We start from the raw sequence: 25,898 nt of genomic DNA on the forward strand, positions 1-25,898 counted from the left end.
GGAATGACGGTTTCAACGATACTGAATAAGAGGTAGCCCGCCATGAACTTCGATTTCTCCGACGACCAGAAGCAGCTCCGCGACCAGGCGCGCAAATTCCTCGCGGAAAAATGCTCGCCCAAGGCGGTGCGCGTCGTGCTCGACGGCAAGGCGCCCTACGACAAGGAGCTGTGGAAGGGCCTCGCCGAGATGGGCTTTCTCGGCGTCGCGATCCCGGAAGAGTTCGGCGGCGCCGGCGCCGGTCATCTCGAGCTCTGTGTGATCGCCGAGGAGATGGGCCGGGCCAATGCGCCGGTGCCGTTTTCCTCGACCGTCTATCTTGCCGCCGAAGCGCTGCTGATCGCGGGCAGCGACGCGCAGAAGAAGAAATGGCTGCCGACGATCGCCGCGGGCGAGGCGATCGGCACGTTGGCGCTGTTCGAGGGCACGGGCAATCCGTCGCCGAAGAACGTCAAGCTGACGGCTGCGAATGGTGTGCTCAACGGCGTGAAGAAGCCGGTCGCCGATGGCGGCATCGCCGATTTCGCGGTGGTCGCCGCACGCACGGGATCGAGCGGGCGCGAGAACGACATCTCGCTGTTCCTGGTCGATCTCAAGGCCGGCGGCGTCGAGGTCAAAAACCTCACCAATCTCGATCCGACCCGCGGGCAGGCCGAGCTCACCTTCAAAGACTGCAAGGCCGAGCCGCTCGGCGCTGCCGGTGAAGGCTGGAGCATCCTGACCCAGGTGCTCGACCGCGCTGCGGTGTTGTGTGCATTCGAGCAGGTCGGCGGCTCCGACCGCGCGCTGGAGATGGGCCGCGATTACGCGCTCGACCGCATCGCCTTCGGCCGTCAGATCGGCTCGTTCCAGGCGGTCAAGCACATGCTGGCCGACATGTATGTGTCGGCGACGCTGGCACGCTCCAACAGCTACTACGGTGCCTGGGCGCTCTCGACCAATGCGGCTGAATTGCCGGAAGCGGCAGCCGCCGCCCGCATCAGCGCGACGCAGGCGTTCCAGCACTGCGCCAAGAACAACATCCAGGTTCACGGCGGCATGGGTTTCACCTGGGAGTTCGACTGCCACATGTATTACCGCCGCGCCAACGCCATGGCGCTCGGGCTCGGCAGCCTGTCCTATTGGGAGGACCAGCTGATCGACCGGATGCGCAAGAAGAACGCGGCGTAAGGGAGGGGAAACGTCATGAACTTCGACGACACCCCGCAGGAAGCCGAATTCCGCGCCACCGCGCGCGCCTGGATCAGCGCCAATGCGCCCAGGCAATACGAGGAACAGCTGCGCAAATCCTCGCTCGGCCGCACCGTGCTCAGGGACGCCAACGTTCTGGACGTCGCGAAGGCCTGGCAGAAGAAGAAGGCTGACGCCGGCTGGGCCTGCCTGCACTGGCCGAAGGAGTATGGCGGCCGCGGCGCCTCGCCGATCGAGCGCGTGATCTGGCAGCAGGAAGAGGGGCCGTTCGGCCAGCTGTCACGCATGTTCATTATCGGTCACGGGATGTGCGGGCCGACCATGATGGCGTTCGCACGCGAGGAGCATAAGCGCACCTATCTGCCGCCGCTCGCCTCCGGCGAAAAGATCTGGTGCCAGCTGTTCTCCGAACCCGCCGGCGGCTCGGATGTCGCGGGCTTGCGCACGCGCGCCGAGAAGGACGGCGACGACTGGATCATCAACGGCCAGAAGATCTGGACCTCGGGCGCGCATTATTCCGACTACGGCATCTTGCTCACCCGCACCGATCCGACCGTGCCCAAGCACAAGGGCCTCACCATGTTCTTCCTGGACATGAAGAGCCCCGGCGTCGAGGTGCGGCCGATCAAGCAGGCGAGCGGTGCGTGCGACTTCAACGAGGTCTATTTCACGAACGTCCGCATTCCCGACCATCAGCGCCTCGGCGAGGTCGGCGACGGCTGGAACGTCTCGCTGACCACGCTGATGAACGAGCGCAGCGCGATCGGCGCGGCTGTCTCGACCGGCTTCCCGGAGCTGTTCGAATATTGCTCCAGCCTGATGCTTGACGACGGCCCGGCGATCGAGAATCGCGCGGTGCGCTCGAAGCTCGCGAACTGGGCGGTGAAGGCGAGCGGGCTGAACTACACCAGCATGCGCGCGATCTCCGCGTTGTCGAGAGGCGAGCGCCCGGGGCCGGAGAATTCCATCGGCAAGCTGGTGGCGGGCTCGATGATCCAGGATGTCGCGACCTACGCGCTCGACCTGCAGGGCGCCGCCGGCGTCGTCAGCGGCGAGGATGCCGAACTTGCCGGCCGTTTCCAGGCCATGCTGCTGCGCGCGCCGGGCACCCGCGTCGAAGGCGGCACCGACGAGATCATGCGCAACATCATCGCCGAGCGGGTGCTGGGCCTGCCCGGCGATATCCGTGTCGACAAGGACGTGCCGTTCAACAAGATCCCGACCAAGGGTAGAGGGTAGAGGTCCGCCATGAATTTCGACGACACGCCGCAGGAAGCCGCATTCCGCGACACCGCGCGCAAATGGATCGAAGCCAACGCGCCGAAGGAGCTGCATGGCGAGCTGTCAAAGTCTTCGCTCGGCCGCATTCGCCTTGCCAAGCACGACATCGTCGATGTCGGCAAGGCCTGGCAGAAGAAGAAGTTCGAGGGCAACTGGGCCTGCCTGCACTGGCCGAAAGAGTATGGCGGCCGCGGCGCTACGCCAATCGAGCGCGTGATCTGGCAGCAGGAAGAAGGCGTCTACGGCAAGCTGACGCAGCCGTTCCAGATTGGCGAGGGCATGTGCGGCCCGACCGTGATGGCGTTCGGCAGCGAGGACGCAAAGCGCCGCTATTTGCCGAAGCTCGCCTCGGGCGAGGAGATCTGGTGCCAGCTGTTCTCAGAGCCGTCTGCCGGCTCCGACGTCGCAGGCCTGCGTACGCGCGCGGAGAGGAAGGGCGACGATTGGGTCGTCAACGGCCAGAAGATCTGGACCTCGGGCGCGCATTATTCCGATTATGGTCTTCTGATCGCGCGCACTGATCCGAACGTGCCCAAGCACAAGGGCCTCACCATGTTCTTCCTGGACATGAAGAGCCCCGGCGTCGAGGTGCGGCCGATCAAGCAGGCCAACGGCATGCAGGAGTTCAACGAGGTCTATTTCACCGACGTCGTCATTCCGGACAGCCAGCGTCTCGGCGCCGTCGGCGAAGGCTGGAGCGTGTCGCTGACCACGCTGATGAACGAGCGCATGTCGATTGGTGCGCGGCTTGCGACCGGCGTGCCTGAGATGTTCGAGTTCTGCTCGAACCTGATGCTGGAGCATGGCCCGGCCATCGACGATCCCGCCGTGCGCTCGAAGCTTGCGAGCTGGGCGGCGAAGTCGAGCGGGCTGAAATACACCAGCTACCGCACGATCTCGGCGCTGTCGAAGGGCGAGCGGCCGGGGCCGGAGAACTCGATCGGCAAGCTGGTGTCGGGCATGATGCTGCAGGACATCGCGACCTACGCGATGGACCTGCAGGGCGCGGCGGGTGTTCTCATGGGCAACGACGAGGAGACGGTGCAGGGCCAGTTCCAGCAGATGTTGCTGTCCTCGCCCTCGATGCGCATCGCCGGCGGCACCGACGAGATCCTGCGCAACATCATCGCCGAGCGCGTGCTGGGGTTGCCGGGCGATATCCGCGTCGACAAGGATGTGCCGTATAACAAGATCCCGACGAAGGGGCGGTGATGTCACGTCTCGCGGCATCTCGTCGGGTGGGCAAAGCGAAGCGTGCCCACCATATGCAAGTGCGCCGGGGTTAGTCTGTCTGTGGGCACGACCTTGCGCGTCTTTGCCCACCCTACGAAGAGAAGGGCGCGAGCTGATCCATGGACGCTACTGTGCAACAAAACGACCGCATCGGCGTGCTCGAGGAGCTCCTCAACGAGCGCTACTCGGTCCGCGCCTTCCTGCCCAAGGAGGTCGACCGCGCCACCATCGAGCAGGTGCTGACCACCGCCCAGCGCACCGCGTCCTGGTGCAACAGCCAGCCCTGGCAGGTCATCATTGCCAGCGGCGAGGCCAAGGAGCGTTTTCGCAAGGCGATCTACGCGGAGGCCTCGAGAGGGCTCGGCGACGATTACGATTTCACCCCGCCGCGCGAATATGTCGGGGTCTATCTCGAACGCCGCCGCGAGAGCGGCTTCCAGCTCTACAACACGCTCGGCATCGCCCGCGGCGACAAGGCCGCCTACGCCAAGCAGGCCCTGGAGAACTACAATTTCTTCGGGGCGCCGCATGTTGCCATCATTCACACCGACGAGCCGCTCGGCATCTATGGCGCGATCGATTGCGGAGCCTATGTCTCCAATTTCATGCTGGCCGCGCAGGCGCTCGGGCTCGGCACGATTCCGCAGGCGGCGCTGGCGCGTCACTCCGGCCTGATTCGCCGCCACTTCAACCTGCCCGACGATCGCCGCATCGTCTGCGGCATCTCGTTCGGCTATGCCGACCACGCCCACAAGGTCAACAGCTACCGCACCTCGCGCGCGAGCGTGGCTGACACGGTGACATTCGTGGCGGAGTGAATACTTGCGCGAAGACGGCCGTGCGACCGGCCGCCTTCACACGTCTGCTGAGGGCCCGATGGCTGCGCTATCCGCCGCTGCCGCCGATCACGGCGCGCACGGTCTCGTCGGGCCCGAAGTCTTCGGCGCCGTCGACATAGAGCAGCGCGGCGAGCTTCGAGCGCGCGCGATTGACGCGGCTCTTGATCGTGCCGACCGCGCAGCCGCAGATCGAGGCCGCATCCTCATAGGAGAACCCGGAGGCGCCGACCAGGATCAAGGCCTCGCGCTGGTCCTGCGGAAGCTTCTCAAGCGCGCCGCGAAATTCCTCGAATTCGAGATGCGCATTCTGCGAGGGCTGCGTCTTCAGCGTCTTGGCATAATTGCCCTCGGCATCTTCGACCTCGCGCCGCCGCTTGCGATAGTCGGACCGAAACAGGTTGCGCAGGATCGTGAACAGCCAGGCCGGCAGATTGGACCCGGGCTGGAACGAGTCGATGTTGGCGAGCGCGCGCAACAGCGTTTCCTGAACCAGATCGTCGGCGCGGTCGGCGTTGCCGCTGAGCGAGATCGCGAACGCGCGCAGACTTGGCACGGCCGCAAGGATGTCGTTGCGCAGGGATTCCGTGAGAGGCATTAATCCCTCCCATTGTTGTTGTCGCCGGAGCCCCCATCAGTTTCGACTTGGGGTGCGCCTCCCGGCGCATCAAGTCTCTTGATCAATTCCGCGAACCGGTCCGGAACCCCTTGCCGGACGACATCGTCGTACATGGCGCGCAGTTGATGCCCGATCCGGGACTGGATCTCCGGAGTGAGGCCTCCCTTGCCGGGGGTCGTGCTTTTGCTGGCTTGAGACTTGAGATCTTTCATGACCTGTTCCACGTTTCCCCGAGTTAAGTTACTGTAAATCGATAAGTTTTCTCAACCGGGAGCCGTTCCCTGGATAGGCACAATTCCAGGTTCGTCAAAAAGTTCCCCCTCTCGCGGAACTTTTCTTGTCCTGAGGCGTAGTCAGCCCAGCAGGGGAACCCGGGCCTCCCCTCGTTGTTCCTGTTCTCTGAGGTCGGCCCGAAGATGAATGGAGTGGGGATGTCCCGTTCACAGCTTGTCGCTGAACACTTGCCGTTGCTGCGCCGGTACGCACGCGCCCTCACGGGCAGCCAGGCCTCCGGTGACGCCTATGTCGCAGCCATGTTGGAAGCCATGCTGGGAGATCCGTCGGTCCTCGACGAGAGCCATGGGCCCCGCGCGGGCCTGTTCCGGCTGTTCACCCAGATCTGGAATTCGGTGTCCGTCAACGACGATGCCGAGGTGACGACGCTGCCGATGCCGCCGGAACGGCGGCTGTCGAACATCACGCCGCTGCCGCGGCAGGCATTCCTGCTGCTGTCGCTGGAGGGATTTTCGGAAGAGGAGGTCGCCTTCATCCTCGGCACCGACGTTGCCGAGACGCGGCGTCTGGCCGATGCCGCAGGGCGCGAGATGGCGGCCGAGATCGCCACCGACGTGCTGATCATCGAGGACGAGACCTTCATCGCCATGGACCTCGAGAGCCTGGTGAAGAATCTCGGCCACAATGTCGTCGGCGTCGCGCGCACCCATGCCGACGCGGTGGCGCTCGCCAAGAACAAGCGGCCCGGCCTGATCCTTGCCGACATCCAGCTCGCCGACGGCTCGTCGGGGCTCGATGCCGTCAACGAATTGCTGCGCACCTTCGAGGTGCCCGTGGTGTTCATCACCGCCTATCCGGAGCGCTTCCTCACCGGCGAACGCCCGGAGCCGGCGTTCCTGATCTCAAAGCCGTTCCAGCCGGCGATGGTGTCGGCGGTGGCGAGCCAGGCGCTGTTCTTCCAGCGCAACTCGCGCAACCGCGCGCCGAAGATGCCGGCGGCGTAAGGAAGCTTCGATCGGACAAGAAGATGGCGCGTCGCAAGACGCGCCGTCTTTATATGTATATGTGGCGGAGAGTTGGTTTGCTCTGCCTCAGCAGCCGCGGCAGATGCTGCGACGCACGGAAGGCGCCGGAAACGGTTGGGCGCGGGCGACGATCTCCAGCGCAGCATCATCGAGCAGTCGCGAGCCGGTCCTCGCAGCCAATGCCCGCGAGACCAATTTGCCGGACCGGTCGATGACGAAGCCTACCTTGGCCTCACCGGTTTGCCCCAGTGCCCCGGCTGGAAATACCCCGCTCTTGGCGCTGTGTGCCGACAGCTTCGCCTTCCAGGCCTCGGCATTTCGCTTCGAGTATCCGTCTGCGCATGGGAAGGGAAGGCCGCGAGCAATCCGAGAAGTGCGGCGAGCAAAGGGAATTTCATCTGCATCGGTGCGGATACTAATCGCGGTCCGGTTGATGGCAAGGCTCGTTGCCCGTATCGCGTTCTCTCGTTGTGGGCAATTCGAGCGGCCGCGAAGCACCGGGCGCTTGACGCCAACCTCATTGCCCCGTTGATATTTCGGGCCGATGACATTCATCGCCGCCGGGGAGGGCCGTACCATGGACCAGCAGCTGCTCGATCGTCTCGCCATCCGCGATCTCGTCGAGAACTGGGCGGTGTGGCGCGATGCCGGGGACTGGGACCGCTTTGCCACGGTCTGGCACGAGGAGGGCTGGATGTCCGCTACCTGGTTTCAGGGGCCGGCGCGAGACTTCATCCGCGTCAGCCAGGAGGGGTTCGCCAGGGGCGTCCGCATCCTGCACTTCCTCGGCGGCACAAGCATCGATCTGTCCGGTGACCGCGCCATCGCCCAGACCAAGATGACGATCTCGCAGCGCGCACCCGTGCACGACGTGCTCTGCGACGTCGTCTGTACCGGGCGCTTCTACGATTTCCTGGAGAAGCGGCCAGACCAATCAGGCGTTGGCAAATGGGGCATCGTCCGCCGCCAGCCGATCTACGAGAAGGACCGGATCGACCCGGTCGATCCGGCCGCGACGCTTCAGCTCGACCAAAAAGCGCTCGCCGCGCTGCCCGAAGGCTACCGCCACCTCGCCTACATGCAGGAGCTGATCGGCTACAAGGTCAAGCGCGACATGCCGGGCCTCACCGGTGCCGAGGTCGAGGAGCTCTATGGCGAGGGGCGGGACTGGCTGGCGGGGAAAGCGAAGTGAGCCGCAGACAAAAGTAAGGCGCGACTGGCATCACCGCGTCCGTGGTGGAATTTCGCGCCTGTCCTCGATCGTCCGCTGAAGGCTTCTAACATGCTGTAATTACTGCTATAATCACTTCATCGAAAATCCGCTGCCGTTCACGGACGTTCGCCGCAATCCGCTGCAATCCGTGTTCAATGGTGGGGCGGATGGTGGGGCGGACATGGCCAAACGACAGTTGCACAAGCTCTCGGCCCGGGAAGCGGAAACCATCAATGAGCCCGGGCGCCACAGTGACGGGGGTGGGCTTTACCTCGCGATTGAGACGGGTGCGCACGCGCGGCGCCAATGGATTTTCCTATACCGCGTGCGCGGCACCAGCAAGCGCAGAGAGATAGGGCTGGGTCCCGCCAAGGGCAAAGGCAAGGACGGCATCTCGCTCGCCGACGCCCGGCTCAAGGCTGCGGATGCACGCAAGAGACTGGCCGAAGGCAAGGACCTGGCAGCGGAGCGGCGCGCCGAAACGCTGGCGGCTACGAAGTTCGGAGAATTCGCGGACGACTTTTTGGCATCGATCAAGGCCGGCTTCAAAGGAAAGAATACGCTCGCCGACTGGACGCGAGACCTAAAGGTGCGGTGCAAGCCCATCCGCGTCACGGAACTCGCCAACATCACCGTGAACGATGTATTGGGAATTCTGTCGCCCATCTGGATAACGATCAACCGCACAGCCCGCGAAACGCGCAGCCGGATTGAGCGCGTGCTTGATGCCGCAGAGGCGAGGGGGCTTCGGTCTGGGAAGAACCCTGCCATGTGGAAGACCTTGAAGCCGCTCTTGCCGAAATCGAAGCGGTCGAAGCGCCACCACAAGGCCGCACCCTACAAGGATGTTCCTGGCATCGTTCAGGCGCTGCAAGCCAACCACGAAGCGGCGGACACGTCGGTCAACCTCGCGGCTGAATACATCATCTTGACCGCGGTGCGGACCGGCGAGGCGCGCCTGATGCGGGTGGGCGAGGTGAACTTCGCGGAGCGGCTTTGGACCATCCCAGCGGAGCGGATGAAGACAGAAGACCACCCCGAAGGCCAAGATTTCGAAGTGCCGCTCTGCGACCGTACAATCGAAATCCTGAATACCGTCATCCCAAAGAACGCGGTTCGTGATGCCTACGTGTTTGCCGGTCAATGGTCAAAGGACCATACGAAGCCGCTTGGCATGAATGCCGTGCTTCACGCGCTCAAGGCAGTTTATCCGGCGATGACCACGCATGGCTGCCGGTCCAGCTTCCGCGATTGGACGGGTGACGAAACGCGTTTCGAGCGCGAAATTGCAGAAATGGCATTGGCCCACAAGGTGGGCGATGAGACAGAGCAGGCCTATCGGCGTGGCAATGCGTTGAAGAAGCGACGGCACTTGATGAACGCTTGGGGCCGATACGTCGCAAGCGGTTCCAACGTGATCCGATTTCCTCGTACTGGCGCGGCCGATATCGCTGCCGTCGGTGAATGAGCCTGACCACTACGACCGGGCCGAGCTCTCCCGTCTGAGGCTTCAGCCTTTGAGTGCAAGCAGACGGCGAGGTCTCGTTCGAGGGAAGTGCAATCATTGCTCAACTCCGAAGGGCGACGCAGCCGCATCTTGCCGTTCTTGTAGGTAAATCAGCTTAGTTCGTCCTGGGCCCGGCAAAGTTCGTAGACACCGCGAACGCCTGCGCCGCGCCGACTTGAATTGCCTTGTTCGTTTCAGGAAGTTGCCACGAAGACGAAGTCGTCCGACGAAAATTAGAACCGCTACTGCGTTCGCACTATGCATTTTTGCGTTCGCAGTGCAGTATTTGTGCTCTGAATCGGGTGTGACGCGGGAAAGCGTCATTGGCTTAAGCTAAGGGAATTGGCGGGCGGCCTGCAAAAAGCAGCAGCTCAAGCATCTCAGTCCTAAAATCCTTTGCGTCTTCTTCGCGGCGAGCGGCCCCCCTGATCGCGCCGGAAAAATGCATCTACTCATAGTAACAGCAGGAATAGTGCGCTCGGTTCAAATAGTAATCTATGCGTTGGCGGGGCAAGCGGCGAGGGCAGCGAGTGCTGCTCTCAATCGAGAGGCTTGCATGCCCAATCACGCCCTTGTCTCGGGAAGTCTCCTGGCGGCTGACGGCGGCTGGAATTCCGCTGCTTTGCTATGGCCTGCTCGCTTATGCCTTGATCTAACTGCCAACATACTGACTGCCTTTCACGCTGCGGGAAATGATTGGTGCCACGCAGCAGAGCCTCAAGGGCGCAGACAGATCATCTGGAACTGCATGAGTTGTTCGATGGTCCTTGGTGAGTCGGTTGCAATGAAGAGATACTATTTTGATATCCGCGACGGCAGCCAATTCATCCGTGACGATGAAGGTGTAGAGCTAGCGGACATCGAGTCTGCGCGGCAGGAGGCGACCGCTGCGCTTTCGGAAATAACCCGCGAATGGGGCAGAGGCAGGCCGCGGCATCAAATGGCAGTTGAAGTTCGCGATGATCGTGGCCCAATCTTGGAGGCAAGATTCAGCTTCGTGATCGAAGAGCATGACGTGATAGCCCTCGGTTGGAATCGAAACGCTATTTCGGACGCAGACTGACCGTCGAATTCGCGCGCGCTCGTATAACCAACGCCCATCCCAGAGGTCAGGCCGATTGGGCGGCTGAAGTTAGCCCGCATCCCGAACATTTCCTTTCGATTGGTCACTTCGAGAGCCAGGCGGACATCAAAGTTGGCGCGCTCGATGCTGACATCATGCAGTTCGCCCGTAACGAGCGAGAGCTCGAGTTATTTCACTTTATCTATTCGGCTGGCCAGCTGACGGCTACACGTCCGCGTACATCGCTGCTCGTGAATGTTTGTTAACATTCGCGCTCAGCCAAGCGATCTGTTGGAACTTGTGCTCGGTAGTCCGTGTCAGAAGAACAAGCGTTCTCAGCGACTTGCAATAGTCCGAATAAGAAGGGAATTCAAAGGAGATGGTAAGCAAACTCGGGCGGATGGCCTATCGCTTTCAAGGTCGGCAGAAGCCTTACTCGATCGGGTCTTGCGGCAACGGCAACGACCGAACCGTCTCGCTTGCCGCGGCGCGCCAGCGCCATGACGCCTCAAAGGCCCCGTTCGCACAAGGGACGCCGGTCGATCGCTCGAGTGAAAAACAATTTGAACGGGATCGGCGCGCGCTGAGCGCCCCTTCGGCGTGTGGATCGATGATTGGCTTACGGAGAAGAAGACCGAGAAGATCAAGCGCGGCAGGCTTGTCACCGTGCGCAGTCCTGAAACCATCGCGCTACTCGAAAGATGGGCGGGTTATCTGAATAATCGTTTCGGCGAGCAGCCTCCTCGCGGCGGCCGTGATACTTTCTGCCATACTGGGTCTCAGTTACGGCGCCACATTCAATGGAAGTTGCGAGGCGATAAGGGATGCTCCATTCGGCTGCCTCGAATGGTGGCTTTCCCGCTATCAGACTGCGATTGCCATCGCAGGCGCGATACTTGCCGCCTGGTTGGGCGCACAGCCGGTTCTGAGGCAACTTAAGCTTTCATCGCTTCAGACCGCTGCGACATTGCAACAGGTCTACACCACTCGTGAAAGGTTACTCGAGAGTGGATTCAAGCCTGAATTGGATGATCTGGAGCAGTTGTCGAACGAACTGACCGGCGGATACTTCCAGCGTGACGGCAACAGGCGTGTCCTTTCCGAGTGGATTTGGGACATCAGCCAGGACGTAGATCGGGCCGAAAGACGTGCCGTACGACGCCAGTTGAAGAACCGTGACGGGGATTCGATGGCCATTGCTCGCAAAGGCCTCATCGGAACGCTCGGACGCCTCAGCACATGTATGCGAAACTACAATGCGACCGTGGGAGCCGACGATCCTGAACTCGGACCTCCCGGCGAGGTGATGCTGGCGGCAGAGGAGGCCAAATCGAAGGCCGAGAAAGAATTACCTGGCCGAATCGAAGAATTGTCCGCGGCCGTCGAAAATTTCCGCAATGCGTTCATGGTCGATCTTCAAGAACTGCGGACGAAACGGCAGCTCTATGACCAAATCCTTGCAGCCGCGGATCTGCCCACAGAAGCCTGACCGCTGATAGCAAGGCATTTCGCCATCGCGCACTGCCGATGAAACTATGTCAGCGAGGCGAAGCGCAAATTATCGTGCAGGAATATGACGACAAGTCTGTCAGCGGGGCCCTCGCGATCTTCGTCGGATGGGGCGCGATCGCGCCCCGGTCCGTAGCACTGCTTCGCGTGTGCAATTCTGAAATTCAGATCGTCCCTGTCGACCGCACGAACCGAACATTGATGAAGCGTCGGATGGCCGGGGAACGCCACGCTGGCTGGCTGCGTCGACCGAGTTGGCAGCGCAAGCCCGGCTGGTCGTGGAAGCGGCAGGCCGAGTAGCGGTCGAGCCATGGCATTGAAAGTCTCCGCCACTCTCCCGAGTTCACAATAACGTCCATCCGAGCGAGAGGACGATCGGCTGAGGCTGATCGAAGTGGCAATCGATCTGCGACGATGGTCGTCTAAGGGTGTCAATGGTGCCGGCCACCATCATCATCAGCAGCACCGTATTGCGATCCGCTGGATGCTGATCTCGAACCGCTGATGCTCGCCCTCGTTTAGCCAGCAGATTTCCCGATCGGTAAAGTTCGTGATCCAGCCAAGCATTTTGTTTAGGAATTTTCCCGTTCGGTAAAATATAGTCAAGTTCGCCGCTAATTGAACTCCTATTTTCCCGCTCGGGAAAATATCTATTGAAATTGCAGTGGATCCCGTCTACATTCCCGCTCGGGAAAATCATCATGACTAGTATTCCGGATACGACGACCCTTGGCGCCTTAGTTCGCCAGCGGCGGAACTCATTGGGTCTACGGCAGCAGGACCTCGCATTGACCGCCAACGTGGGCGTGCGTTTCATAGTCGATATCGAGAGCGGAAAGGAAACCAGCCAAATCGGCTTGGTACTTAGACTGCTCAAGGCGCTTGGGATATCGCTCCAAGCCAACATGGCGCCAGCACCTCCGTCGCCTACCCAATCGGCGGACGTCGACAGCGGCATCTTCGATCCCGATAATCCGGCGCCATCCCGATGAGAATCCAGGAAAATGTTCCGGCCGTAGCCGGCGACAGTCTCGACGTTCGGTACGAGGAAAAGCTGGTCGGCCGTATCCGCCGGCGAACTGAGGCCGTCCAAGATATCGAATTCGTCTACGACGAAGCGTGGATGTCGGACCCGAATGGCTTTCCGGTTTCCACACGCATGCCAATGGCTCGTCGCCTGCACGAGCCGGACGTTGTCTATACTTGGTTCCTCAATCTGCTTCCGGAGGGCCGCACGCTTCAGACGATCGGTGCGATCCTTCGCATCCCCGAAACGGACGTTTTCGCTCTTTTGGAAGAGATGGGCGAAGACCTTCCGGGGGCACTCGAGATAACCCGTAATGTGGACGAGGCGCCGAAGCGGAATCCGAGATATCGGAAGCTGACCGAGGCCGAGCTTGCAGAAACCATTCGAAGGCTCCCGGAGAGGCCGTTCCTCGTCGGAGAAGAGGGCATCCACATGTCCTTGGCCGGCGCTCAGGACAAGTTGCCCGTGGTCCAATATCCGGACGGTGCAATGGGCTTGGCGATGGACGGTATGCCGACAACCCACATCCTCAAGCCGGCTAACAAGAGATTCCACTCCGCTGTGGAGAACGAGGCCTTCTGTCTTCGCCTAGCTGCCGCCGTGAAGCTGCCTGTCGCGGAATGTTCAATAGGGAAGGCCGAGGACGTCGAATACCTGTTGGTCAAACGTTACGACAGACCAGTCCGGAACGGGCGAGTTCGCAGGATCCATCAGGAGGATTTCTGCCAGGCGACGGGATACATTCCGCATTTGAAATACGAATGGAATCCTCAGACGAAGCAGGCCGGACCGGGATTGAAGGCCTGCCTCGACGTATTGACCCCGACTGGCAACGCGGCCGTGAACAAGCTCCGCTTCCTCGATTACATGGTCTTCAATGTCCTTTGCGGAAACGTCGATGCGCACGCAAAGAATTACTCCTTGCTGCTCGAGGCGGGCGGTGCCGTGACGATGGCTCCGCTCTATGACGTGATGAACGGCGAGATCTACGACGGCGTGACGAGAAATCTCGCGATGAAGATCGCAGGGAAGAATCCTGGCCGCTACATCGGTGCGAGACACTGGGATCGCTTCGCCGAAGCAAATGCGCTGTCGGCTACCCAAGTGAAACGCCGAGTCGCCGCGCTGTCTCAAGCGGTTCTCTATGCGTTGCCAGGCGTAGTCATTGAAATGAATGCGACCAAAAAGTCCCCGACGTACCAGCAAATTGAAGGATATATCGCCAGCACCTGCCGCAGCATGCTGTCGAACCTCAAGAACGAAGTGGACGACGCACCGGCGGACGACGAGAAGACTGCTTCCGCTCAGGCTCCCGGACTTTCTTGATTGATATACCCCGAGCGGTCTTGACCTCTTGGCGAGCCTCGCCTTTTTCCGCCGGCAAAGAGAGGAATTGCGGTCGCGGCGGCGATAGAGGAGACATCGCTTATTCGGCGTCACTGGCCGTATTGACCGCCCCGGCCGCCTTAAGTGAGACAGCCTCGATGTGCCGGGCGGTAGAAGATGTTATGCTCTTGCCAATCGACCGATGCCTAGGGCACCGATGAAAGAGAGCCCAATCCTAGGATGAATCCGGTGCTTGCGAACAAGAGGCCGTCCGGCGTAATCGGCACAGCGAATTGAAATTCATTCATTCCACGTCCGGGCAGCGAGCTCGGAATCATGGCCGGTCACGATGCGACGGTGCGCGAGAAGGAGCCTGACTGTCGCATATCAGCCTGCTGGGCGCGTAAATTTGTCAATCGGCCGATCGTCTCGGACATCCTCGCCGCCTGGTCGCGGACGAACTGCTCCTGGTTTCGAGCCATGAGACCGAGCGCGCCCGGGCGATCGTAGCCTGAGCGTCGCACGTCTTCGTCGAAATGCCGTACGACTCGATCGAGTTCGTCGATCGCTCCGCCAAGCCGCTGCGCGTATTGCTGCACGAATGCCGGCGCCTGCCCGAAGAAGACAGCGACGATGAGGCCGATCGCAATCGAGATCGAGGTGCGCAAGCTTGGTCCTTAACCGGTATGCCGCAATGAAGCTTCCAACGGCTCAGTGATGATTTCGCTGCGATCGATGTCGTCATTGGCACCGAAGTCGAAGATGCGATTGATCCTCTGGCCGTCCCAGCGGAAGCGATAATGAGCCCCTTGTATGCCACGCTCGATCAGAACATCTCCGTTGAAGACGCCGATGAACTCGTATCCTGGCAACTCGGCAATCCTGAACGCGACGCCATCTACGCCTTCCTCATACAGTCGCCGTCCGAGCAGCCATCGCGCGGCTTGGGGCGTGTCGGGCGGGAGTCCGCGAAGGTCGACGAAGGTTCCGACCACCTTGTTGGTGATCATCCGCATGTCGACGCCGCAGGCGGGCTCGTCCGTGCGGGAAAGAAACTCCTCTCGGCGCAGGATCGCCCGAGCGAGAGCACCACGCTCATCCGTCGCTAGTTCCAGCACGGAATAAGGAGGAGGCAAGCAGTATGAGCCCTCCGGCATCGGGTACGCAAAGGGCGCGTGGTTCCAGTTCTGCAGTTTCGGCGAGTTCGCGTCGGCCGAGATGTCGCCGCCAGTGATGCGGGACTTGGCGGCAAGGCGTGGATTGGTGATCGTTTCCAGATCGGCGGCAAGGTGCTGCATCTCGCGAGAACCGAACTTCTCGTAGATGTCGATCGTGGGGTATTTCGAGGGAAACAACCGGCGGTATTGCCCGTCGATCGAGATCTGCGGGTACAAGGCTTCAACCTCCGCGCTGGGCATCGACGTATTGCCGTACCCTTATGATATTGCTCAGATTACCGCTCAGCATGACGTCGAGCGCGGTCGCTCCGTCGAAGTACCGGTTCGGTCGGCGGATCCAGCGTACGGCAGCTTCGTGCGAATCGAGCAGGATGCTTAGAGCCTTATAGATCGAGCCCAAATGCGAGATACGCTCCAGCGTATCTACCGAGACGTCGCCACCATCCTTGCGCCAACGGAAGTAGGTCGAGCGGGCTGGGGACCCAAGCAGCTTGATCTGTTGTTCGGTGCTCAAGTCCCAGATTTCCGCAAGTTTGAAGAAGAATTCGAGCGGGGTGGGGTGCCCCCCATGGGGCCGCTCGGTCGTCTCTGTCCGGCTACTTGGTTGCATTAGCCCTCCATTTAGTGTCAAATCGGACTTGATTTGCATGATTAGTCCCATTAGATACAGTCCGATAACGGACTGATTCGAAATCATCGGTCCCTTCCGGGATTTCGTCAAGCCCTGGGCACCCGTCCGTGTGCCCGGAAATGGAGAAACTTATGGATACGGCTCTGACGAATACCGCGGGCGAGCAGGTTCATGCCAACCGCTTGTTCGAGGCTGAGATCGGCGACGAAAACTTCAACTTTGCGACGGTGTCATTTGACGACGCCAAGGTCACCGGGGCCCAGGTCTGCATGGCCGCTGGCCGACACCCGGTCGAAGAGCACGTCGTGTTGCGGCATCTCCCGAGTGGAGAGCTCGAGACTCTGCGTCCCACCGAAACCTCGGACCTCGACAACCACAAGCGCAGCCGTTTCTTCGTGATCAAGGGGGACGACACCCACCGCTTCTTCATGGAAGGATTGGCGATGGAGTGGCCTCGCAACAAGCTGTTGGCCTGGCAGATCAAGCTGCTTGCCGGCGCCGGCGACGACCAGGCTTTGTCGCAGGATCTCCCCGGTGTCGATCCGGTGTACGACGATGACGACGAGGTCGACGTTGGCGCCGCGGGCGTCGAACGTTTCAAGCTCCGTCACCGCAAGAAGACTGTGACCGTGATCTACGGCGGCGACACCGAGTTCGAGCTGGAGCGGCGGGTCTACACCACGGAAGAGCTGATGACGGTGTTCGGCGTGCCGGCCGGTTACAACCTGGACATCATCGGCGCCGACGGCGTCTTCCGCGAGATGGCGCCCGCCGAACGTCTCAGGGTGAAGGACGGTATGGAGTTCGCCTCTCATCCGCCGGTCGGTCAGTCGTCGTGACGGCCGAGCAGCACCTTGCGGCATTGCGGCGGATCAACCGCCGCGCCGAACTTTGGGACGAGGGAGGACGGCCCCTCGTCTACCTGCCGAGCATGCAGATCCAGCACAACGGCGGCACGATCACAGCGGACGGGCTGCTCTGCCCCCGCAATCATGGCAGCTACACGACCAGGCTCTTCTTGTCACAGCCGTTTCCGAACCGTGGCCAGAACTGGACTGTGCATCAGATCATGGGGCTCGCCTGGCACACGATGTCGTTCAACTACGTGTCGGAATTACTGCCGTGGACCGAAATTCTCGCCATTCACCTGGGGCAGCTGAAATGAAGGTTAGTCTGAAGATCGCCGGCTCGCTGCTGGATCAAGTCCGACGCGATCTCGCGCGACCCCACTTCTTCGCCCATGAGCGCGTCGGCTTCCTGACGGCCGGCGCTGCTGCCGTCGCCGGGGACCTGATGCTGCTCGTGCGCGGCTACATGCCCGTCGCCGACGAGGATTACGAGGTTGCGCCGGGTGTCGGCGCTCGGATCGGCTCGAACGCCATGCGCAAGGCGGCGCAGGCTGCGTATCGGCCGCCATCCGCTCTCCTGCATGTTCACACCCATGGCGGCCGCGGCCTCCCGAAGTTCAGCGGCATCGATCTCGAGAGCGGAGACAAGTTCGTGGCCGGCTTCTTTCAATCGTGTGTGATGAGATGCCGCACGGACTGCTCGTGCTGAGCGACAACGGTGCCACTGGCCTGCTCTGGCTCGAGCCCAGTAAACCCTCGGTGCCGATCGATCGCTTCATCCGCATCGGCCAGCCCATCGTCGAACAATGGAGTGCACAATATGAGCTGGCTTGATCGACAGAGCTTTTTGGGCGCCGACAGCAAACGCCGGTTGGCCGAGTTCACCGTCGGGCTGGTCGGGTTGGGTGGTGGCAACTCGCACGTCGCTCAGCAGCTCGCTCACGCCGGTATCGGAAATTTCGTGTTGGCGGACGTAGACAGAATCTCCCCGACAAACCTGAACCGGCTCATCGGCGGCAAGTGGTGGCATGTGCTGATGCGAACGGCGAAGATCGTCATCATGAAGCGCATGATCCTGGCGATCAATCCGAAGGCGCGCATCGAGGTCCACCGTAAACAATGGCAGGTCGTGGGCGACGCCTTCAGGCGCTGCGATATCATCGTCGGCGGCGTCGACAACGTGCGCGGCAAAGACGAGCTCGACGCCTTCTGCCGCCGCTTTCTCATTCCCTACGTCGACCAAGGCATGGACGTGCACAAGCTTGCCGGCGGGCAAGGCCACTTGGTCGCTGGCCAGGTGGTACTTTCGGAGCCGGGAAGTCCTTGTTTGCGCTGCTTGGGCATCGTCACGGACGAGGCGCTGGTCGAAGAGTCCCGCAACTATGGGGCAGCCGGTGGTCGTCCACAGGTCGTGTGGTCAAATGGGGTGCTCGCTTCGCTAGCAGTCGGCTTGGTGGTGCAAATGGTGACGACGTGGTGTCGACGGGCAAGGCCAGGCGCGTATCTTGCCTATGACGGCAACTCCGGCCTGGTCACGGAAGCCGAACGATTTCGACGCTGTTCGGGCACTACCTGTACGCATCATCCGCAGGTTGCGGTCGGGGATATGAGTTTCGATATCCGCAACTTTATTGCCCGCGGCAAGTCCGGGGAGCGGCCGCGTTTTCGGCGGATCGAATGGCTCATTGGACCTGTCCGCAGATGGTCGGTTGGCAGCTTGATCTAGCAGAGAGATAGCTGCAGGCGCCCAACGTACGCAGTTCGGGGGTCCCCCAAGTATACTCGCGAAGCACGATGACGATCCTGGACGCCCCTCGGAATGCGGGCATGCGTCGCATTGCGCCTATGCCCTGTTCAGAATCATTTGGTGAAAATCGGTGTGGAAGTGAAGGGGCCGCTACCAGCCGCCCCATTGGATGTTCGGCTGACTGAGATATATCGCCGATCAGGATCGAGGAACGCTGGGCGATAGCGTTCCATTGCCGCCGATCAATCCTTCAGCGATTGCAGCAGCCGGAGGTGGAGATCGCGTATCACCATTGACGCCTCCTTCGCGGACAACTCGTTGTAGTCGCCGTTACGCAGGAATCGCCGGATTGCGGTCTGCATGTCTACCACACGTCTGAAGTTCGTATGCCGGATCCGCCACAGCCTCTTCAAACCTCGCCATGGGTTCGGTCATTGCGGCGTGGGACGGCAGGTAGCGCGCGCCCGTGTCGGAGAATGCCATGCGCAACCAAGTCAGGCCGTCCACCACGTCGGCTCCGGCCAGAAAATAGAGCGGCGTCATGAAGGGGTCGAGCCCACCGAAGACGTGGATGGGCTTGTGAACGTTGTTCGCGTCAAGCAACGCGCGCAGGCGAGCAACGAACGCCAGCCTCTCGAAAAACGTATCGCCAGCTTCTTTCTCCGTCACACCGACGATATCAAAGAGCCGCATGCGACGTAATGGGAAATGATATCGACGGATTGACTGTGTTTACGGTCTGAATTGTACCCCCAACCATCATAACCTGCGAGGGAATCGCATTCGGGTTATCAATAAACTTGCTGAGGTTGTTAAGGGTCTCGCGAGTATAGATGCTGTCAATCGTGGACGAAATTTCTACTGCATTGTAGTTGAGTTGCGTACTTGCGCACCCTGAACTCAGCAAAAGAGCAATGATCGCTGTCGTACGGCTGCCCCAACGTGCGTTCGACATCCTGAACCCCCAAACTTGCTACGCTCCCTGACAGAATAAGAGTTCAATTCTAGGTTTAGGTCAATGGAGAGTTCCTTCAACTCAACTCAATTGGTGGCGCCGATCGGCCGGCCAGGTAGCCACCTCATTGAGCGCTCCGGGGCTGCCGGCGATCACGATCGTGCTGCGGGCGAACAGGGCGGGCGTCTGGTTCGTTATTTCGCTGTCCGAGTGCGGGTCGACCGAACTCGCCCCAACATCTACAGCCCCCGGCAATTGCGATGCTCTAGCGGACGCAGAATTGTGCTGGAAGCCGTGTCTCAGCCCCGCCGAAAAAAGGCGCCGATCCGGCTATCCCTGACGCAAAGCTGCGCGGCTCCTGCTTATAAGAGATTGTTCTCGCGCATCGGTTGCGGTTGGATGCGCTATTACATTTCGATAACGGCGGGGCGAACATGAAGTCGATTTCAATAATGGCCGGTCTACTGCTGCTCGGCTTAATCGCAGAAGCAAACGCACGCGGAGGACATGGAGGGCGCGTCAGCTACGGCGGCGGACATCACACGACCAGTCATGGCGGCAGCTATTCGGGCGGGGCCGGCTCGTCGCACCGTGGCGGGACTTACGTCAATTCGAGAACTGGCAACCGCTACGGCACCCACCAATAGCGAGCCAAGAAGTAGGAGCCGAGGCGCGGCCGTTCGATGGGGCATTTTTTCCCGTGCGGAGCAACGGGAGATCGCCTTCCGGCTGGGAAGCCGTCAGGGTGCCGGAAGGGGCCTTCCTATCCGCGCTCTTTTGGCTCTGGGGCGTGATCGGTCTCCTTTTCAATGCGGGCACTCTCTTCGGCCTCACCGGGTCAGTTGGTGTCGGCATCTCGGCTTATCTCACCGCCACCAGCCTGATCTGGATTGGCGGCATGGTTCTGTTCGGCATGGGAGCGCTGCTCTCGCACAATGACTTTGTTGGCGAGCGGCCGCTGCAAGAGGCAAGCGATAATATTCGGATAGCGCGCTAGGCTCTCGAGTAATTTAAAGGCCAGGGCCGCGAGAAAAAGGCCAGGACCGCTAGAATTCTGTTTCGGGACGAATTGCAGTCCGGCGCGTCCGGATGCGCGAAGAAGCCCCAGTCGGCGCTGGCGGAACTGGGGCTTCCGGCCGCGCCCCCGCGCGCCATATCGAGCCCGGACCAAGGGCAAGACCGAGAACGGCGTTGGCTACGTAAAGCGGAATGCGATCGCTGGCCGCGCCTTCCCAGGGTGGGAAGCCCTCGAAGCGCATCTTGAGGCTTGGACACGGGAGGTCGCCGATCTGCGCCAGCATGACACCACTGGCGAGCCACCGATTGAGCGGTTCAGGCACAGCGAAGCGCAAGCCCTGAGGCCGAGCGCTTCCAGGCCGCACGCGAACTGATCCTGCGTGTGCAGGCCGACTGTGCCGTTAAGATCGAAGGCAACGCCTGCTCGGTGCCCTGGCGGCTGATCGGCGAGACGGTGCGAGCGACGATCGCCGATGGCATGGTGCGCATCAACCACGGGATCCATGAGGTGGCCGTTCATCCGATCTGTATCGGTCGGCGCCGTCGCGTCGTTGACCCTCAACACTTTGAGGGCCTGGCTGGCTTTAGACCCAGCCGTGCCGACGAGCTCGCATCGCCTGCGGCGCCCTCGTCGCCGGCTCTGCTGCGTCCGCTCGGCGAGTACGAGGCGAATGTGGGAGGGGACTTCTGATGAATGCCCGATCGCCTGAGCGATGTGCTGACGCGCCCGAAGCTGACCGCCGTCCGCGATCAGCTGGATGGGCTATTGGACGAGGCCGGCCGACAAGAGCTGAGCCTACGCGAGACCCTGGTGCTGCTGTGCGCGCGCGAGATCGCCCGCAAGGACGAGCGGCGCATCGAAATGACTCTCAAACTTGCTGCTTCCCGTTCGTTCGCGATCTCTCCGGCTTCGACTTCTCGGCCCAGCCGTCGTTAGATCCCAAGCAGGTACGCGAGCTTGCCGGCGCGCGTTGGATTGCCAATGGCGAGAACGTGCTGCTTCTTGGGCCGCCCGGCGTTCGCAAGACGCACCTTGCGGTCGCGCTGGGGCGTGAAGCGATCCAGGCTGGGCATTCGGTGCAGTTCGTCGCAGCCACCACAGTCGTTGCGCAGCTTGCCAGTCACAGTCACAGCGAGGTGCGGCGCGGCGATCAAAGCGAGAGTGCAGCGTCAATCAAGATGAGAATGCCGCCGCTGGACGGGAACGTAGGGAGGGCGTAGCCCGACCGGAGTTACGAGCGAGGCGCGATCCTGCTTACAGTAACCGCAGCGTCGGCGAGCGCAGCTCGGTCTTCAGCGACCCCGTGGTCGCCACCGCGATCCTTGATCGTCTGCTGCACCACAGCCACGTCATCACAATCCGCGGCGACAGTTGCCGGTTGAAGGAGAAGCGTCGCAGCGGGCTGCTGCAGAAGCCCGCCACGCCAGATCCCAAATCGGAGACCGCGCAGATGCAGTCGAACAAACATATGACGATCAAAACTGTGGAAGAATCAACTATTCGACGCGAGCTTGGCGTCCATCGCGCCGGACTATCGCTTCGTGGTCGCGATCCTCGTCTACGTTGCGGCACTATCGCTGAACATGGCCGGACCAGCCGCGATTCACCCTCTTCCTGTTGCCCGGCTGGCGCCCTGGTGAACGCGCAGCGCGCGCTCGCTGAGAAGTGGATGCTCCAGCTGAAGTGATGCGCATGAAGCCTGAGACCGACTGGTTGGTACTGATCGCTGCGTACAATTGGCGGTGATCATTTGATGCCTTGTTGCGATTGCCCGCTTCACCCGTTCGTTCTGTTCGGCACACTTGTCCAGTGACGTCCGGCGACGCGGTCGGGGCCTAGGGCGGTGGCGGGTGCGTCGCGTCAGATCGAACGTTTTGGCTTTCCGGTCTTGGCGGCCGTGTGTGCGATCCCAGCTTCGCCAGCTTGGCGAACGTTCGGGCGCTCCTCGCCCGGTCGCCCTGAGCCTTGTAGCTCCAATTTACGCCGCAGGACGTCGCGCGCTTTCATTCGCCTCGGTTACGATCAAGGTCCTTGAGTTCATTTTGAGCAAGTGATCGCGCTGACGCCTTCAGCTTCTCCACGCCCGGCCGGTCGATATACGTCCGTCGCAGCGGACCGGAACCCAATTCCGACGCTGCTCGCCGGTCGCAGCGCGATCACCGGACGCTCGTCGAGATTGATGCGGGCGCGCTACGATTTCATCCGCGCTGCCATTATCGCCCTTTTTTGACTCAGCTGCTGCAAATTCTCTCGAACTTGGCGAGCCAGAAAACGGTACGAGCAGGGAAACGTGACACTCGCGTCGTGGTTCCGGATTCGGCCTTGCTAATCGGAAACTTTATTCTCGCCCGCCGCAAATTCGGTCTGCTCCGCTAATTGTCGGAAATCACTTGAACCGCACCTTACGTCAGGTTGTAGGCACGTTTAGAGACTCGCTCATGACCAACGAGGCGTAGAGTTGAAATGCTTGATTTGTGCGCAGGAAGAGCCGCGTTCCGTCAGTCCTCCGTTGACCGAGAGGATTATTCGAGCATCGTCAGCGTACTCGACGTCATCAAGTGTCCGGCCATTCGGATAGATCGAAATGGCTCTGTGCTGGCTGTAAGCGCCAAGGCATCAAAGCTCTTTGACGGCGAGCTCTTCGTGCGGGGGCAGCATCTTTATGTCACCCATTACCAATCGCGTATCAAATTGGAGGAGTTGCTGAATCGTGTCCGGTTGGCCTCCGACTCGCAAGAGGGTTTCGCTTCGCAAGTCGTAATCCATCGTTCGGATCGTCGACCGATCGTTATCGAAGCCATCTGGCAAGATTGGGCCTGCAAAAGCTCGCTTTGCGACACGGGCGCTCTTCTTCTCTTGACGGACCTGAGTGAGATGCCCGTCATTTCTCAAATTTCTCTCATGGAGATCTTCGGCTTGACTCGCGTTCAAGCACATCTCGCACGACTCCTCGTCATGGGAAAATCGCTAAAGGAAATCGCCCGTGAAATGAACATTTCCGCGGGAACAGCTCGCAATCACCTCAAAGCCATTTTTGTGCGGACCGCGACCAAGCGGCAGGGAGAGTTGATCTCGCTGTTGTCCCGCCTTCGATAGTACCGCAAATAATGGGCGTGAGCTTGCACCTTGCGAGTCCGCATGTGTCGGCGATCTCATGGAAACTAACGCTCTCCGAAAAAAACGGTTGCATTCGAGGACGTTTATGCCCCGCTCTGATGACAGTTCCGTTGAGAGACCAATTCGGACGTCAGATGATCGCAAGTGGGCCGCCTTAATGAGAGATGGCCGACCGGCTTTCGCTGTTCCAAGTGATCGAAACACGTACAGCCCACACGTAGCTATCCTACTTGGCGTTAGGAATGGCGCACGTTTCCTCTCCGAACAACTCCAATCATATGCCGAGCAGACCCACCCCAACTGGTCCGTCCATGTCTCGGATGACGGATCCAGCGATAGAACCCGCGATATAATTCAAGACTTCGCGGGCGGCGTGTCGCAGGAGGTGACCCTGCGCTGTGGCCCTCGCACGGGAGCTGCGGCCAACTTCTTAGGTTTGTTGCGCGATGACACAATTGAAGCGGACTATTTCGCCTTCAGCGATCAGGATGACATTTGGTGTGCCGAAAAGCTCGGCCGGGCGATCAGCATGTTGCGCAGTGCGCCGAGTGACCAGCCCGCTCTGTACTGTTCGCGAACTGAACTGATTGATGAAGCAGGGCGCCATCTTGGATATTCAACCGCATTCAAACGTCCTCCGAGCTTTAGAAACGCCCTTGTTCAAAGTGTCGGCGGGGGAAACACCATGGTTTTCAATCGGCTTGTCGGCGATCTGCTCCGGCACGTGCCGGATGACATCGTTGTCGCGCATGACTGGATGACTTATCTTACGGTCTCTGCCGCAGGCGGGATCGTCTTTTATGATCAGATGCCTTCGGTGAGGTATCGTCAGCATCGCGACAACTTGGTTGGGTCCAATTTGGGTTTTCAAGCCGCCGTTCGTCGCGCGAAGAAGATCTTTGCGGGTCAGTGGCGAGGCTGGAATTCCCTCAACGTCAGGGCACTTGACCACTACCTATCGCACCACATGACAGAGGAGAACATGCGTGTTCTCGACAGATTCGTTGAGATGCGCCTAGCGGAAAGCCTCCCCCGACGATTGTGGAACTTTTGGCGATCCGGAGTTTACCGGCAGACCCCGCTCGCAAATCTCGCAATGCTGTTGGCAGTGATTGCGAACAAGATTTGATGATCTGCTTCCGGCGTGAGGTTACGCGCTTGTAGCCTAATTTTGTTCGGCTATCACCTCGAAGCCGTTTCGCTCGTATCTGATCGGTCTGCACACTCGCCATCAGTTGCTATTCGCAGCGCTAACACGTGAAGACCGCGGTCGTATCCAATACCATTGGAAGGAAATCACATGACAGTCGAAATCGAGTCTCTTGCTATCGCCGACGTAAAACTCATCCGCTCGCCGAAATTCGGCGATCATCGAGGCTTCTTTTCTGAGACCTGGAATAAGCACGCGTTGCGAGAAGGTGGTCTTGATCTTGACTTCGTGCAGGACAACCACTCGTTCTCGGCTGCGACAGGTACCGTGCGCGGGCTACATTTTCAAATCCCACCGCGCGCGCAAGCAAAGCTTGTGCGTGTGGTGCGCGGCGTCATCTTTGATGTTGCCGTCGATATACGTGGCAACTCACCGACTTATGGCCAGCATGTGAGTGTTGTGATTTCGGCTGATACATGGAGCCAGCTTCTGGTGCCTGCAGGCTTCGCGCATGGCTTCATGACCCTCGAAGAGAATACCGAGGTCCTTTATAAGGTCACCGATTATTACGCACCAGACTGCGACAGGGGCATTCTCTGGAGTGATCCCGACCTCGGGATCGAGTGGCCGCTTCCAATTGCGAGTGCGGTTCTTTCGGACAAGGACAACCGATATCCGCGCCTTAGGGAGGTGCCAAATGTATGCTCCGAGGCTCGTGTGTGACATGAGGCTCCAGCCTTCTTTGGAACAACCAACCAGGGAGTTTCCAGCGACAGCATCTGGTCGGATGTTGATTGGCAGTCGGTTACCCCTAGCATGGTTTATGTATGCGTGGCGTGAGCGTCTCAAATCCTGGCGAAGAGAGCGCCTCCTAGCCTGATCGGTTAGACTTAGAGCCTGTTATGACCGGTCCCGGTGAGCACGTAGTCCCCGCGTTCTATCGGTATATCGACGCCACCAACCGGGCCCCGTCCCGGCTTCTTCCACGAACCAGCGCGTTGCACAGGACGACCACCATGCTTGGATATATTTCTGACCGACGACGATGCATACAGGTTGCCGGATTGGCAGCACCCAGCAGGCTGTCGGCCGTCAGGGTCGCGACTTTCGGCTGCGCGGCTGAGGCCATTCCTTATAGTCCAGCGAAAGACCATTCCTGAACTATGCAGCGGAAGTCCTATCCTCGAAAG

The 25,898-nt window shown here is 60.5% G+C and carries 29 protein-coding genes and 2 pseudogenes; 23 read left to right on the forward strand and 8 right to left on the reverse strand.

All coding sequences use genetic code 11. From position 1 onward, the window contains the following. Positions 1 to 42: 42 nt before the first annotated feature. From ACNJYB_RS05185 to ACNJYB_RS05200, 4 genes are all read left to right on the forward strand, one after another. Complete coding sequence (locus ACNJYB_RS05185; RefSeq protein WP_439373014.1) at positions 43 to 1,170, forward strand: acyl-CoA dehydrogenase family protein; 1,128 nt, start codon at positions 43 to 45, stop codon at positions 1,168 to 1,170. Between the two features lie 15 nt (positions 1,171 to 1,185). Further along, positions 1,186 to 2,430: an acyl-CoA dehydrogenase gene (locus tag ACNJYB_RS05190; protein ID WP_439373015.1), complete on the forward strand. Its 1,245-nt coding sequence runs from the start codon at positions 1,186 to 1,188 to the stop codon at positions 2,428 to 2,430. A gap of 9 nt (positions 2,431 to 2,439) precedes the next feature. Next, positions 2,440 to 3,684, forward strand: coding sequence for an acyl-CoA dehydrogenase (locus ACNJYB_RS05195; protein WP_439373016.1), 1,245 nt, complete (start codon positions 2,440 to 2,442; stop codon positions 3,682 to 3,684). Between the two features lie 140 nt (positions 3,685 to 3,824). After that, positions 3,825 to 4,523 carry a nitroreductase gene (locus ACNJYB_RS05200; RefSeq protein WP_439373017.1) on the forward strand — a complete coding sequence of 233 codons (699 nt, stop codon included), beginning with the start codon at positions 3,825 to 3,827 and terminating at the stop codon, positions 4,521 to 4,523. A 67-nt stretch (positions 4,524 to 4,590) separates the two neighbouring features. Here the strand turns inward: ACNJYB_RS05200 and ACNJYB_RS05205 are convergent, their stop codons facing one another. Then, positions 4,591 to 5,139, reverse strand: coding sequence for a sigma-70 family RNA polymerase sigma factor (locus tag ACNJYB_RS05205; RefSeq protein ID WP_018646832.1), 549 nt, complete (start codon positions 5,137 to 5,139; stop codon positions 4,591 to 4,593). Beyond that, positions 5,139 to 5,372, reverse strand: a complete 234-nt coding sequence (locus ACNJYB_RS05210; RefSeq protein WP_439373018.1) for a NepR family anti-sigma factor — start codon at positions 5,370 to 5,372, stop codon at positions 5,139 to 5,141. Before ACNJYB_RS05210 ends, ACNJYB_RS05205 begins: the two co-directional genes overlap by 1 nt. A gap of 219 nt (positions 5,373 to 5,591) precedes the next feature. Here ACNJYB_RS05210 and ACNJYB_RS05215 point away from each other — a divergent pair, with 219 nt between their 5' ends. After that, positions 5,592 to 6,398, forward strand: coding sequence for a response regulator (locus ACNJYB_RS05215; RefSeq protein WP_439373019.1), 807 nt, complete (start codon positions 5,592 to 5,594; stop codon positions 6,396 to 6,398). Between the two features lie 87 nt (positions 6,399 to 6,485). Here the strand turns inward: ACNJYB_RS05215 and ACNJYB_RS05220 are convergent, their stop codons facing one another. Then, on the reverse strand, positions 6,486 to 6,998 hold the full coding sequence (locus ACNJYB_RS05220) for an energy transducer TonB (RefSeq protein ID WP_439373020.1): 513 nt from the start codon (positions 6,996 to 6,998) through the stop codon (positions 6,486 to 6,488). On the opposite strand from ACNJYB_RS05220, the gene ACNJYB_RS05225 reads away from it, so the two are divergent. From ACNJYB_RS05225 to ACNJYB_RS05245, 5 genes are all read left to right on the forward strand, one after another. Beyond that, positions 6,997 to 7,611: a nuclear transport factor 2 family protein gene (locus tag ACNJYB_RS05225; RefSeq protein ID WP_439373021.1), complete on the forward strand. Its 615-nt coding sequence runs from the start codon at positions 6,997 to 6,999 to the stop codon at positions 7,609 to 7,611. The two genes, ACNJYB_RS05220 and ACNJYB_RS05225, sit on opposite strands and share 2 nt — an antisense overlap. A gap of 202 nt (positions 7,612 to 7,813) precedes the next feature. Further along, a complete protein-coding gene (locus ACNJYB_RS05230) occupies positions 7,814 to 9,100 on the forward strand; it encodes a tyrosine-type recombinase/integrase (protein ID WP_439373022.1) in 1,287 nt (428 codons plus the stop codon). A gap of 595 nt (positions 9,101 to 9,695) precedes the next feature. Beyond that, positions 9,696 to 10,202, forward strand: coding sequence for a DUF6894 family protein (locus tag ACNJYB_RS05235; RefSeq protein ID WP_439373023.1), 507 nt, complete (start codon positions 9,696 to 9,698; stop codon positions 10,200 to 10,202). Then, positions 10,169 to 10,468, forward strand: coding sequence for a hypothetical protein (locus tag ACNJYB_RS05240; RefSeq protein WP_439373024.1), 300 nt, complete (start codon positions 10,169 to 10,171; stop codon positions 10,466 to 10,468). Before ACNJYB_RS05235 ends, ACNJYB_RS05240 begins: the two co-directional genes overlap by 34 nt. 488 nt (positions 10,469 to 10,956) lie before the next feature. Further along, positions 10,957 to 11,691 (forward strand): hypothetical protein, encoded by a 735-nt coding sequence (locus tag ACNJYB_RS05245; protein WP_439373025.1) that lies wholly within the window; start codon positions 10,957 to 10,959, stop codon positions 11,689 to 11,691. Positions 11,692 to 12,054: 363 nt separating this feature from the next. On the opposite strand, the gene ACNJYB_RS05250 is transcribed toward ACNJYB_RS05245, so the two are convergent. Beyond that, positions 12,055 to 12,414 carry a hypothetical protein gene (locus tag ACNJYB_RS05250; RefSeq protein ID WP_439373026.1) on the reverse strand — a complete coding sequence of 120 codons (360 nt, stop codon included), beginning with the start codon at positions 12,412 to 12,414 and terminating at the stop codon, positions 12,055 to 12,057. On the opposite strand from ACNJYB_RS05250, the gene ACNJYB_RS05255 reads away from it, so the two are divergent. Beyond that, positions 12,413 to 12,703, forward strand: coding sequence for a helix-turn-helix transcriptional regulator (locus tag ACNJYB_RS05255; RefSeq protein ID WP_439373027.1), 291 nt, complete (start codon positions 12,413 to 12,415; stop codon positions 12,701 to 12,703). The genes ACNJYB_RS05250 and ACNJYB_RS05255 overlap by 2 nt on opposite strands. Next, positions 12,700 to 14,064, forward strand: a complete 1,365-nt coding sequence (locus tag ACNJYB_RS05260; RefSeq protein ID WP_439373028.1) for a type II toxin-antitoxin system HipA family toxin — start codon at positions 12,700 to 12,702, stop codon at positions 14,062 to 14,064. Before ACNJYB_RS05255 ends, ACNJYB_RS05260 begins: the two co-directional genes overlap by 4 nt. Before the next feature lie 344 nt (positions 14,065 to 14,408). Here ACNJYB_RS05260 and ACNJYB_RS05265 read toward each other — a convergent pair whose 3' ends face one another. Genes ACNJYB_RS05265 through ACNJYB_RS05275 form a run of 3 tightly spaced genes read right to left on the reverse strand, consistent with a single transcriptional unit; the run spans position 14,409 to position 15,852 of the window. Continuing rightward, the gene (locus ACNJYB_RS05265) at positions 14,409 to 14,732 is read right to left on the reverse strand and encodes a DUF2937 family protein (RefSeq protein ID WP_439373029.1); all 324 of its coding nucleotides are present in this window, start codon (positions 14,730 to 14,732) and stop codon (positions 14,409 to 14,411) included. 9 nt (positions 14,733 to 14,741) lie between these two features. Then, entirely contained in the window at positions 14,742 to 15,458 is a 717-nt protein-coding gene (locus ACNJYB_RS05270) for an RES family NAD+ phosphorylase (protein ID WP_439373030.1), read from the reverse strand. Between the two features lie 4 nt (positions 15,459 to 15,462). Next, positions 15,463 to 15,852 (reverse strand): antitoxin Xre/MbcA/ParS toxin-binding domain-containing protein, encoded by a 390-nt coding sequence (locus ACNJYB_RS05275; RefSeq protein WP_439373031.1) that lies wholly within the window; start codon positions 15,850 to 15,852, stop codon positions 15,463 to 15,465. Positions 15,853 to 16,004: 152 nt separating this feature from the next. Here ACNJYB_RS05275 and ACNJYB_RS05280 point away from each other — a divergent pair, with 152 nt between their 5' ends. Genes ACNJYB_RS05280 through ACNJYB_RS05300 form a run of 5 tightly spaced genes read left to right on the forward strand, consistent with a single transcriptional unit; the run spans position 16,005 to position 18,447 of the window. Then, complete coding sequence (locus ACNJYB_RS05280) at positions 16,005 to 16,712, forward strand: multiubiquitin domain-containing protein (protein WP_439373032.1); 708 nt, start codon at positions 16,005 to 16,007, stop codon at positions 16,710 to 16,712. After that, positions 16,709 to 17,038: a hypothetical protein gene (locus ACNJYB_RS05285; RefSeq protein WP_439373033.1), complete on the forward strand. Its 330-nt coding sequence runs from the start codon at positions 16,709 to 16,711 to the stop codon at positions 17,036 to 17,038. The genes ACNJYB_RS05280 and ACNJYB_RS05285 overlap by 4 nt, the downstream gene beginning before the upstream one ends. Then, positions 17,035 to 17,430, forward strand: coding sequence for a hypothetical protein (locus ACNJYB_RS05290; protein ID WP_439373034.1), 396 nt, complete (start codon positions 17,035 to 17,037; stop codon positions 17,428 to 17,430). Before ACNJYB_RS05285 ends, ACNJYB_RS05290 begins: the two co-directional genes overlap by 4 nt. Continuing rightward, positions 17,424 to 17,555: a hypothetical protein gene (locus ACNJYB_RS05295; RefSeq protein ID WP_439373035.1), complete on the forward strand. Its 132-nt coding sequence runs from the start codon at positions 17,424 to 17,426 to the stop codon at positions 17,553 to 17,555. Before ACNJYB_RS05290 ends, ACNJYB_RS05295 begins: the two co-directional genes overlap by 7 nt. Further along, entirely contained in the window at positions 17,542 to 18,447 is a 906-nt protein-coding gene (locus ACNJYB_RS05300; RefSeq protein WP_439373036.1) for a HesA/MoeB/ThiF family protein, read from the forward strand. Before ACNJYB_RS05295 ends, ACNJYB_RS05300 begins: the two co-directional genes overlap by 14 nt. Positions 18,448 to 18,798: 351 nt before the next feature. On the opposite strand, the gene ACNJYB_RS05305 is transcribed toward ACNJYB_RS05300, so the two are convergent. Then, positions 18,799 to 19,161, reverse strand: a complete 363-nt coding sequence (locus ACNJYB_RS05305; RefSeq protein ID WP_439373037.1) for a hypothetical protein — start codon at positions 19,159 to 19,161, stop codon at positions 18,799 to 18,801. A 1,007-nt stretch (positions 19,162 to 20,168) separates the two neighbouring features. Here ACNJYB_RS05305 and ACNJYB_RS05310 point away from each other — a divergent pair. The 6 genes and pseudogenes from ACNJYB_RS05310 (at position 20,169) to rfbC (ending at position 25,431) form a co-directional block, all read left to right on the forward strand. Next, positions 20,169 to 20,420 carry a hypothetical protein gene (locus ACNJYB_RS05310; RefSeq protein WP_439373038.1) on the forward strand — a complete coding sequence of 84 codons (252 nt, stop codon included), beginning with the start codon at positions 20,169 to 20,171 and terminating at the stop codon, positions 20,418 to 20,420. A 121-nt stretch (positions 20,421 to 20,541) separates the two neighbouring features. Then, positions 20,542 to 21,131, forward strand: a pseudogene (locus ACNJYB_RS05315) (Mu transposase domain-containing protein); the annotation flags it as partial. A gap of 3 nt (positions 21,132 to 21,134) precedes the next feature. Further along, a pseudogene (locus ACNJYB_RS05320) lies at positions 21,135 to 21,885 on the forward strand (ATP-binding protein); the annotation flags it as partial. Positions 21,886 to 22,904: 1,019 nt separating this feature from the next. Continuing rightward, positions 22,905 to 23,537 carry a helix-turn-helix transcriptional regulator gene (locus ACNJYB_RS05325; RefSeq protein WP_439373039.1) on the forward strand — a complete coding sequence of 211 codons (633 nt, stop codon included), beginning with the start codon at positions 22,905 to 22,907 and terminating at the stop codon, positions 23,535 to 23,537. A 178-nt stretch (positions 23,538 to 23,715) separates the two neighbouring features. Then, positions 23,716 to 24,687: a glycosyltransferase family 2 protein gene (locus tag ACNJYB_RS05330; RefSeq protein ID WP_439373040.1), complete on the forward strand. Its 972-nt coding sequence runs from the start codon at positions 23,716 to 23,718 to the stop codon at positions 24,685 to 24,687. Positions 24,688 to 24,858: 171 nt separating this feature from the next. Then, complete coding sequence (gene rfbC / locus ACNJYB_RS05335; RefSeq protein ID WP_439373041.1) at positions 24,859 to 25,431, forward strand: dTDP-4-dehydrorhamnose 3,5-epimerase; 573 nt, start codon at positions 24,859 to 24,861, stop codon at positions 25,429 to 25,431. The last annotated feature ends 467 nt before the right edge of the window (positions 25,432 to 25,898 follow it).

The organism is Bradyrhizobium sp. SMVTL-02 (genome assembly GCF_051853005.1).
Lineage (GTDB): Bacteria > Pseudomonadota > Alphaproteobacteria > Rhizobiales > Xanthobacteraceae > Bradyrhizobium.

Bases quoted from the DNA above. Each gene is read 5' to 3' on its own strand.
- ACNJYB_RS05185 (WP_439373014.1), top strand. From the start codon at position 43: ATGAACTTCGATTTCTCCGACGACCAGAAGCAGCTCCGCGACCAGGCG.
- ACNJYB_RS05190 (WP_439373015.1), top strand. From the start codon at position 1,186: ATGAACTTCGACGACACCCCGCAGGAAGCCGAATTCCGCGCCACCGCG.
- ACNJYB_RS05195 (WP_439373016.1), top strand. From the start codon at position 2,440: ATGAATTTCGACGACACGCCGCAGGAAGCCGCATTCCGCGACACCGCG.
- ACNJYB_RS05200 (WP_439373017.1), top strand. From the start codon at position 3,825: ATGGACGCTACTGTGCAACAAAACGACCGCATCGGCGTGCTCGAGGAG.
- ACNJYB_RS05205 (WP_018646832.1), bottom strand. From the start codon at position 5,139: ATGCCTCTCACGGAATCCCTGCGCAACGACATCCTTGCGGCCGTGCCA.
- ACNJYB_RS05210 (WP_439373018.1), bottom strand. From the start codon at position 5,372: ATGAAAGATCTCAAGTCTCAAGCCAGCAAAAGCACGACCCCCGGCAAG.
- ACNJYB_RS05215 (WP_439373019.1), top strand. From the start codon at position 5,592: ATGTCCCGTTCACAGCTTGTCGCTGAACACTTGCCGTTGCTGCGCCGG.
- ACNJYB_RS05225 (WP_439373021.1), top strand. From the start codon at position 6,997: ATGGACCAGCAGCTGCTCGATCGTCTCGCCATCCGCGATCTCGTCGAG.
- ACNJYB_RS05220 (WP_439373020.1), bottom strand. From the start codon at position 6,998: ATGGTACGGCCCTCCCCGGCGGCGATGAATGTCATCGGCCCGAAATAT.
- ACNJYB_RS05230 (WP_439373022.1), top strand. From the start codon at position 7,814: ATGGCCAAACGACAGTTGCACAAGCTCTCGGCCCGGGAAGCGGAAACC.
- ACNJYB_RS05235 (WP_439373023.1), top strand. From the start codon at position 9,696: ATGCCCAATCACGCCCTTGTCTCGGGAAGTCTCCTGGCGGCTGACGGC.
- ACNJYB_RS05255 (WP_439373027.1), top strand. From the start codon at position 12,413: ATGACTAGTATTCCGGATACGACGACCCTTGGCGCCTTAGTTCGCCAG.
- ACNJYB_RS05250 (WP_439373026.1), bottom strand. From the start codon at position 12,414: ATGATGATTTTCCCGAGCGGGAATGTAGACGGGATCCACTGCAATTTC.
- ACNJYB_RS05260 (WP_439373028.1), top strand. From the start codon at position 12,700: ATGAGAATCCAGGAAAATGTTCCGGCCGTAGCCGGCGACAGTCTCGAC.
- ACNJYB_RS05275 (WP_439373031.1), bottom strand. From the start codon at position 15,852: ATGCAACCAAGTAGCCGGACAGAGACGACCGAGCGGCCCCATGGGGGG.
- ACNJYB_RS05280 (WP_439373032.1), top strand. From the start codon at position 16,005: ATGGATACGGCTCTGACGAATACCGCGGGCGAGCAGGTTCATGCCAAC.
- ACNJYB_RS05290 (WP_439373034.1), top strand. From the start codon at position 17,035: ATGAAGGTTAGTCTGAAGATCGCCGGCTCGCTGCTGGATCAAGTCCGA.
- ACNJYB_RS05300 (WP_439373036.1), top strand. From the start codon at position 17,542: ATGAGCTGGCTTGATCGACAGAGCTTTTTGGGCGCCGACAGCAAACGC.
- ACNJYB_RS05305 (WP_439373037.1), bottom strand. From the start codon at position 19,161: ATGCGGCTCTTTGATATCGTCGGTGTGACGGAGAAAGAAGCTGGCGAT.
- ACNJYB_RS05325 (WP_439373039.1), top strand. From the start codon at position 22,905: ATGCTTGATTTGTGCGCAGGAAGAGCCGCGTTCCGTCAGTCCTCCGTT.
- ACNJYB_RS05330 (WP_439373040.1), top strand. From the start codon at position 23,716: ATGAGAGATGGCCGACCGGCTTTCGCTGTTCCAAGTGATCGAAACACG.
- rfbC (WP_439373041.1), top strand. From the start codon at position 24,859: ATGACAGTCGAAATCGAGTCTCTTGCTATCGCCGACGTAAAACTCATC.